Source organism: Mesorhizobium sp. WSM3224 (assembly GCF_000427725.1).
Taxonomy (GTDB): domain Bacteria; phylum Pseudomonadota; class Alphaproteobacteria; order Rhizobiales; family Rhizobiaceae; genus Mesorhizobium.
On sequence record NZ_ATYO01000039.1, the window covers coordinates 22,472 to 29,638 of the forward strand.

Annotated in this window: 7 protein-coding genes; 5 read left to right on the top strand and 2 right to left on the bottom strand. The window is 65.4% G+C overall.

Going from position 1 to position 7,167, the window contains the following annotated elements:
• Positions 1–83 precede the first annotated feature (83 nt).
• Genes YU3_RS0131900 through YU3_RS0131915 form a run of 4 tightly spaced genes read left to right on the top strand, consistent with a single transcriptional unit; the run spans position 84 to position 3,788 of the window.
• Positions 84–788: a DUF1956 domain-containing protein gene (locus tag YU3_RS0131900; protein ID WP_027169999.1), complete on the top strand. Its 705-nt coding sequence runs from the start codon at positions 84–86 to the stop codon at positions 786–788.
• Positions 785–1,738 (top strand): HlyD family efflux transporter periplasmic adaptor subunit, encoded by a 954-nt coding sequence (locus YU3_RS0131905; protein ID WP_027170000.1) that lies wholly within the window; start codon positions 785–787, stop codon positions 1,736–1,738. The genes YU3_RS0131900 and YU3_RS0131905 overlap by 4 nt, the downstream gene beginning before the upstream one ends.
• Positions 1,735–2,655, top strand: a complete 921-nt coding sequence (locus tag YU3_RS0131910; protein WP_027170001.1) for an ABC transporter ATP-binding protein — start codon at positions 1,735–1,737, stop codon at positions 2,653–2,655. The genes YU3_RS0131905 and YU3_RS0131910 overlap by 4 nt, the downstream gene beginning before the upstream one ends.
• Positions 2,652–3,788, top strand: coding sequence for an ABC transporter permease (locus YU3_RS0131915; RefSeq protein WP_027170002.1), 1,137 nt, complete (start codon positions 2,652–2,654; stop codon positions 3,786–3,788). The genes YU3_RS0131910 and YU3_RS0131915 overlap by 4 nt, the downstream gene beginning before the upstream one ends.
• 246 nt (positions 3,789–4,034) lie before the next feature.
• On the opposite strand, the gene YU3_RS0131920 is transcribed toward YU3_RS0131915, so the two are convergent.
• Together YU3_RS0131920 and YU3_RS0131925 are read right to left on the bottom strand one after the other, a co-directional pair.
• The gene (locus tag YU3_RS0131920) at positions 4,035–5,012 is read right to left on the bottom strand and encodes a threonine/serine dehydratase (RefSeq protein WP_027170003.1); all 978 of its coding nucleotides are present in this window, start codon (positions 5,010–5,012) and stop codon (positions 4,035–4,037) included.
• 388 nt (positions 5,013–5,400) lie between these two features.
• Entirely contained in the window at positions 5,401–5,724 is a 324-nt protein-coding gene (locus YU3_RS0131925) for a hypothetical protein (RefSeq protein WP_027170004.1), read from the bottom strand.
• Positions 5,725–5,904: 180 nt separating this feature from the next.
• On the opposite strand from YU3_RS0131925, the gene mbfA reads away from it, so the two are divergent.
• Positions 5,905–6,888, top strand: a complete 984-nt coding sequence (gene mbfA / locus YU3_RS0131930; protein ID WP_027170005.1) for an iron exporter MbfA — start codon at positions 5,905–5,907, stop codon at positions 6,886–6,888.
• Positions 6,889–7,167 lie beyond the last annotated feature (279 nt).

Consider the following 7,167-nt stretch of genomic DNA (forward strand, 5'->3'; position numbering starts at 1 on the left):
ACTAAAGCCTGTGAGGGTCGAGAAGGCAAGCCGGGTCAGACTTCAAATTTGACTTTAATCAATCGAATGATTAAAGTCGGAGCATGAACAAGCAACCAGGTGTAAAAAGGCAGCAGCGCGAGGCCAGCACCGCCGATCAAACGCGCGCGGCGCTGGTGCAAGCGGCGCTCAAGCTGTTCGGGCGGCAAGGTTTCGACGGCACGTCGACGCGCGCGATCGCGGCGGAGGCCAAGGCCAATATCGGCTCGATCGCCTATCATTTCGGCGGCAAGGAAGGCCTGCGCGCCGCCGCCGCCGACCATATCGTCGACACCATACAAGGGATCGCCGGCGAGGCGCTGGGCGGTGCTCAGGCCGCCGCGCCGCTCAACCCGGAGGCGGCCCGGGCCCAGCTTTTCGCCGCGCTCGAGCGGATGGTGGGCTTCGTCGTGGCCAGTCCGCAGGCCGGCCAGATCGTACAATTCGTACTTCGCGAGCTCTCGCATCCGACCGCCGCGCTCGACCGCATCTATGCCGGGGTGTTCGAGCCGACGCACCGGCGGCTGTGCCAGATCTGGGAGCAGGCCACCGGCGAGCCGGCCGAGAGCGAGGAAACCCGGCTCACCGTTTTCACGTTGATCGGACAGGTCATCTATTTCCGCATCGGCCGCGAGGCGGTGATGCGCCGGATGGGCTGGCGTGAAATCGGCAATGAAGAGGCCGCCAAGGTGGTGGCGGCCACGACCGACAACCTCCGGGCAATGCTGGCGGCACGCAGGCCGGCCGCCGGCAGGAAGGGCAAATCATGAGCTTTCTCTGTTCGCTGCCGCTCGCGGCCCAGCTGTTCGGCGCCTGCGCGCCGGCCGCGCCGTTAGCCGTCGGCTATGTCGAGGGTGAATATGTGCTGATGGCGCCGATCGAAGTGGCGCAAGTCGCGACGGTCGGCGTCAGGCGCGGAGACCGGGTGACACCAGGCATGCCGGTGGCGACACTGGAAGACGCCGACGCCAGGATCGCCGTGACGCAGGCGCAAGCCGCACTGGCGCAGGCCGAGGCGCAGCTTGCCGACCTGCAGGTTGGCAAGCGGCCAGAAGAGATCGCCGTGCTCAAGGCGCAAGTGGACATGGCGAAAGCCCAGGCCGCCGACGCCAAGCGCAAATATGAACGCGCCAGCGACCTCTACAAGCGCGGCACCGGCACGCAGGCCGACTACGATACGGCCTCCGCTTCGCTGGAGACCGCCAATGCGCAGGTCGGCCAGGCCGAGGCCAATCTCGCTGTCGGCGGCCTGCCCGGGCGGGCCGAGATGATCAAAGCGGCCGAGAACCAGGTCAAGCAGGCGCAATCGGAATTGGGGCAGGCTAAATGGCGCCTGTCGAAGCGTGTTCTTGCGGCACCCTCGCCCGGCCGCGTCAACGACGTCATCCGCAATCCCGGCGACACGGCGGGGCCGACCGCGCCGGTGATCTCGATGCTGCCGGACGGCGCCGTGAAGCTCAGCGTCTACGTGCCCGAAAGCGCTTTTTCGGCGGTCAAGGTCGGCACCGAGCTCAACGTCCGCTGCGACGGCTGCGGGACGGGGCTGAAGGCACGCGTCAGCTATGTCTCGCCGGATCCGGAATTCACGCCGCCGGTGATCTACTCGCTGGAGAACCGGCAGAAGCTGGTCTATCTCGTCGAGGCGCGGCCGGAAGGCAATGCCGGCCCGCTGCAGCCCGGCCAGATCGTCGACGTCGATCTCGCGGATCTGGGGCAATGAGCGCCATCGACGTCCGCGGGCTGGTCAAGCGCTTCGGCGACAAGACCGTCGTCGACCATGTGACCATGACGGTCGCCGAAGGCGAGATCGTCGGCTTCCTCGGGCCGAACGGCTCGGGCAAGACGACGACCATCCGCATCATGTGCGGGCTTTTGACGCCGGACGAGGGCGAGGGCACGGTGCTGGGGTTCGACATCCTTACCGACGCGCTCAAGATCAAGCGCGAAGTCGGCTACATGACGCAGAAATTCTCGTTCTACGAGGATTTGACGATCGGCGAGAACCTCGAATTCGTGGCGCGGCTCTACCGGTTGAGACCGGTCGAACAATATGTGGCGAGAACGCTTCAGGATCTCGGCCTGACGAGCCGCCGCAACCAGCTGGCCGGCACGCTTTCGGGCGGCTGGAAGCAGCGGCTGGCTTTGGCCGCCTGCATCATGCACAAGCCGAAGCTGCTGCTGCTCGACGAGCCGACGGCCGGCGTCGATCCCAAGGCGCGGCGCGAATTCTGGGACGAGATCCATCGGCTGGCCGGCGGCGGGCTGACCGTGTTGGTCTCCACCCACTACATGGACGAAGCCGAGCGCTGCCACCGCATCAGCTACATCTCCTACGGCAAGATGCTCGCCACCGGCACGGTGGACGAGGTGGTGCGGAACGCCGGGCTGACCACCTTCGTGCTGCAGGGGCCGCAGCTCGACCAGGTGGCGGAAGCGCTGCAGGGCCGGCCCGGCGTCGACCAGGTGGCGCCGTTCGGCGCCACGCTGCATGTCGTCGGCTCCGACAAGGCGGCGCTCGAAAAGGCGCTTGCCGATGTCGAGAAGGAGCACAAGGGCGTGACGGTGAAGCCCGGCGAGACCAGCCTGGAGGATGTGTTCATCCAGTTCATGTCCGGCTCGAAGGACAATATGGCATGAACGCGGTCTTCTCCTTCGCCAGGCTCGGTGCGCTGCTGATCAAGGAATTCATCCAGATGCGGCGCGACCGCATCACCTTCGCCATGATGCTCGGCGTGCCGCTGATCCAGCTGGTGCTGTTCGGCTATGCGATCAACAACGACCCGAAGAGCCTGCCGGCGGCACTCGTGGCGACCAGCAGCGATCCCTATACGCGGGCCATGGTCTCGGCGCTTCAGACCACCGGCTACTACCGCTTCGACCATGTCGCGCAAAGCGCCGAGGAAGCCGAATTCCTGATGGCGCGCGGCGATGTCTCCTTCGTCGTCACCATCCCCGCCGATTTCGCGCGGCGGGTCGAGCGCGGCGACAATCCGCAGATCCTGATCGAGGCCGACGCCACCGACCCGGCGGTGGCCAGCGGCGCGATCTCGACGCTGAGCACCGTGGCCGGCCAGGCGCTGTTGAGGGCGCAAGGCACGCAGGAAGCAGCCAAGGAAGCGGCGCGCGGCCAGCTCGATGTCGTCGTGCACCGGCGCTACAACCCCGAAGGCATCTCGCAATACAACATCGTTCCCGGCCTGCTCGGGGTCATCCTGCAGATGACGATGGTGATGATGACCTCGATCGCGCTGACGCGCGAGACCGAGCGCGGCACGATGGAAAACCTTCTGGCCATGCCGTCCAGCCCGCTCGAGATCATGATGGGCAAGGTGCTGCCCTACCTGGCGGTCGGCGCGGTGCAGGTGGTGGTGGTGCTGGCGGCGGCGAAGCTTCTGTTTGCCATTCCCTTCATGGGCTCGATGTCGCTGCTCCTGTCGGCGGTGCTGGTGTTCGTGCTTTCGCTGGTGCTGCTCGGCTACACGATCTCGACGATCGCACGCACGCAGATGCAGGCGCTGCAGCTCACCTTCTTCTTCTTCCTGCCGTCGATCATGCTGTCGGGTTTCATGTTCCCCTATCGCGGCATGCCGGGCTGGGCGCAGATCTTCGGCGAGATATTCCCGCTGACGCATTTTTTGCGCATCACCCGCGCGGTCATGCTGAAGGGCGCGGAGCTGCCGGCAGTGGCGGTGGAAATCGGCTGGCTTGTGGCGTTCGTTGCGCTGTTTGCAGGGGTGGCGCTGGTGCGGTTCAGACGGACGCTGGATTGATCAATGCATGGCGGAAGACGTTCTAGCGCTGGAGGGACAGCACCCCCCTCTGCCCTGCCGGGCATCTCCCCCGCAAGGGGGGAGATTGGCTGTTTCGGCGCCCCACCTACTCCTGCAACGTTGGTGATTGGCGAAAGCAGCGGCGACAGCTGATCTCCCCCCTTGCGGGGGAGATGTCCGGTAGGACAGAGAGGGGTGTGACGGATCGCAGCGATTCCGGCTTGCGGCCCCGCATTCTCCTGAAATCTACGCCGCGGCCATGATCTCGGCGTAAGTACCGAGATCGACATTGCCGCCGGAGAGCACCACGGCAACGCATTTGCCGGCGAGGTCGATCTCGCCGGAGGCGAGCGCGGCAAACGCGACGCAGCCGCCGGGCTCGACCACCAGCTTCAGATGCGCCATGGCGTCGCGCATCGCTTGCGCGGCGGCCTTGTCGGAGACGGCGATGGCGCCGGCGAGATTCCTGCGGTTGATCTCGAAGGTGATGGCGCCGGGCTCGGCGGTGAGGAGCGCATCGCAGATCGAGCTGTGGCCGGGCTCGTTCGCGACCCGCTCGCCCTTGGCCAGCGAGCGGCGCGTGTCGTCGAAATGCTCCGGCTCGACGGCCCAGACGGCGGTTCGCGGCGAGGCGTCCTTCACGGCGACGGAAATGCCGCTCGACAGGCCACCGCCGCCGCATGGGACGACGACGGCGTCGAGCGCCACGCCAAGGGCTTGCGCCTGCCTCATCAGCTCCAGCCCGATCGTGCCCTGGCCGGCGATGATGGCCGGATCGTCGAAGGGCGGCACCAACGCCATGCCCTTCTCGATATAGGGGCGGACGACCGTCATGCGGTCGTCCTTGAAACGGTCGAACGGCACCACTTCGGCGCCCATTTTGCGGACATTGCCGACCTTGAGCGCCGGCGCGTCGATGGGCATGGCAATGACCGCCCTGACGCCGAACATCGCGGCCGAAGCCGCCACCCCCTGCGCGTGGTTGCCGGAGGAAAAAGCGACGACGCCGCGGCTGCGCTCTTCCTCGCTTAAGCACGACAGCTTGTTGTAGGCGCCGCGGATCTTGAAGGAGCCGGTGCGCTGCAGCGTCTCGGGCTTGAACAGGATGCGGCCGCCATAGCGCTTGTTGAGCTCGGGCGACTCGATCAGCGGCGTTTCGACGATCAGGCCGGAAAGCCGCTCGGCGGCGGCGCGGATGTCGGAGATGCCGGGCAGGGTGGACATTGTGGGCCTCGCAGGATGAGTCCCGGCATCGTGCACGGAAATCGTCCCGGCGCGCCAACGAAAAAATGTGATGGAGACAAGGTTGGCGATGATAGCGACGGCGGAACTGCTGATCTCCCCCCTTGCGGGGGAGATGGCCGGCAGGCCAGAGAGGGGTGCTGTCCCGCCGACATATCAGCCGTTCAATGCTGAGCACGCTTGCAAGTTGCTGGCTCCCCAGGTTTGCCGGAAAGGTTGGCGTTCCTTCACACCCCCCTCTGTCCTGCCGGACATCTCCCCCACAAGGGGGGAGATTGGCAGCTTCCGCGCCGGCGCCATTCGCAGCAAAAGGACCATGCTAGCGATTTTGCCTGTGAGGACCTCCTCTGATCCCCCGCGGGCCGCCCCCTCACCCCAGCAGCGTCCTTGTCCTCTTGCTGCCGCCGAGCTTGCGCCAATTGTTGAAGCGGTGGGTGGCGGCGGCAAATGAGATCTTCATCTGCTGGGCGACCGTGTAACGCGACTTGCCTTCGTCGAACATGCGGTAGCAGCACTCAGCACCTTCCTCGGTCAGCTTGCCGTCCGGCGTCTTGTTATGCGGGTTGGCGGGATCGAACTTTTCGACCTGTTCTTCGACAAGACCCTTCAGGCGCTGAAGGTCGGCCTCGATGCTGGCGATGAGGTCGAGAACGGGCTTCGCATCGAACTTGTGCGGTGGCTTCTTGTCCGTCATTCCGTTGGTCTCCTTCGATTTGGCTGTCGGCGCCTATATAGGCGAACATTCGGCAATAATGAAGGGTCAGGCAAATTCCGCTGGATCACCCATTTGCGCGCGCAGCCCGCGCCGTTCGCGATTGACGTCCGGCAGCCGAAATCCTAGTTTAGAATTATTCTAAACTAGAGTGATCTCATCATGCTTTCCCGTGTTTTCGGCTTCGGCCGCCGTTCGTTCGATTCACTGTCGGAGCAGGAGATCCTGGCGCTGGCGATCTCTTCCGAGGAGGATGACGGGCGCATCTACCGCGCCTATGCCGATGGCCTAGCGCAGGACTTTCCGCAATCGGCCAAGGTGTTCGAGGCAATGGCCGAGGAAGAGGACGGCCATCGCGATTCGCTCATCGAGCTTTACCGCAAGCGCTTCGGCGAGCGCATCCCGCTGCTGCGGCGCGAGCATGTGAGGGGTTATTTCGAGCGCAAGCCCGACTGGCTGGTGAAACCGCTCGGCATCGAGCATGTCAGGCGGCAAGCCGAAGCGATGGAGCAGCAGGCCTACCGCTTCTATGTCGAGGCCGCCAAGCGCACCACCGACGCCTCGACGCGAAAACTGCTCGACGACCTCGCCGTGGCCGAACAGAGCCACGAAAGCTCGGCGCACAGGCTGGAGCAGGAACATGTCCCGGGCGAGATCAAGGTGGAGGAAGCAACCGCCGAGCAGCGCCAGTTCATCCTCACCTATGTGCAGCCGGGGCTGGCGGGGCTGATGGACGGGTCGGTGTCGACGCTGGCGCCGATCTTCGCCGCCGCGTTTGCCACGCATGATACCTGGCAGACACTGCTGGTCGGGCTGGCCGCCTCGATCGGCGCCGGCATTTCGATGGGTTTCACCGAAGTCGCCTCCGATGACGGCAAGCTGTCGGGCCGCGGCTCGCCGATCAAGCGCGGGCTGACGGTCGGCCTGATGACGTCGCTGGGCGGGCTCGGGCACGCGCTGCCCTATCTCATCCCGCATTTCTGGACGGCCACGGCGGTTGCCGCCGTGGTGGTGTTCTTCGAACTCTGGGCGATCGCCTTCGTCCAGAACCGCTACATGCAGACGCCGTTCTGGCGCGCCGCCTTCCAGGTGGTGCTGGGCGGCGCGCTGGTGTTCGGAGCAGGGGTGCTGATCGGGAATGCGTAGCTCCTCTCCTTCTCCCCTCACATGAGGGCCATTGGGTCAAGAGGTTGATCTGCTAGCTGTTGGTTTGATCGTGGGGCAGCTGTTCGTCCCGACCATAGGGCGCTCGAAAGCGTCGCGCGCAGATCGGCGCAAGGCCGGCTGTCCAGCCGCCGCGCAGCGGCTTGGTCTTGCGCTGATTGAGCACGGCGCCACACTGGACGTGGCGGGATGTAGCTTTGCGTCTCCTGGCCCGGGACCTGCCTTGGCGGGACTGACGGCGCGCTCTGGAGCGCCCTCAGA

Excerpts from the sequence above, each read along its gene's own strand:
- YU3_RS0131900 (WP_027169999.1), top strand. The coding sequence starts at position 84 with ATGAACAAGCAACCAGGTGTAAAAAGGCAGCAGCGCGAGGCCAGCACC.
- YU3_RS0131905 (WP_027170000.1), top strand. The coding sequence starts at position 785 with ATGAGCTTTCTCTGTTCGCTGCCGCTCGCGGCCCAGCTGTTCGGCGCC.
- YU3_RS0131910 (WP_027170001.1), top strand. The coding sequence starts at position 1,735 with ATGAGCGCCATCGACGTCCGCGGGCTGGTCAAGCGCTTCGGCGACAAG.
- YU3_RS0131915 (WP_027170002.1), top strand. The coding sequence starts at position 2,652 with ATGAACGCGGTCTTCTCCTTCGCCAGGCTCGGTGCGCTGCTGATCAAG.
- YU3_RS0131920 (WP_027170003.1), bottom strand. The coding sequence starts at position 5,012 with ATGTCCACCCTGCCCGGCATCTCCGACATCCGCGCCGCCGCCGAGCGG.
- YU3_RS0131925 (WP_027170004.1), bottom strand. The coding sequence starts at position 5,724 with ATGACGGACAAGAAGCCACCGCACAAGTTCGATGCGAAGCCCGTTCTC.
- mbfA (WP_027170005.1), top strand. The coding sequence starts at position 5,905 with ATGCTTTCCCGTGTTTTCGGCTTCGGCCGCCGTTCGTTCGATTCACTG.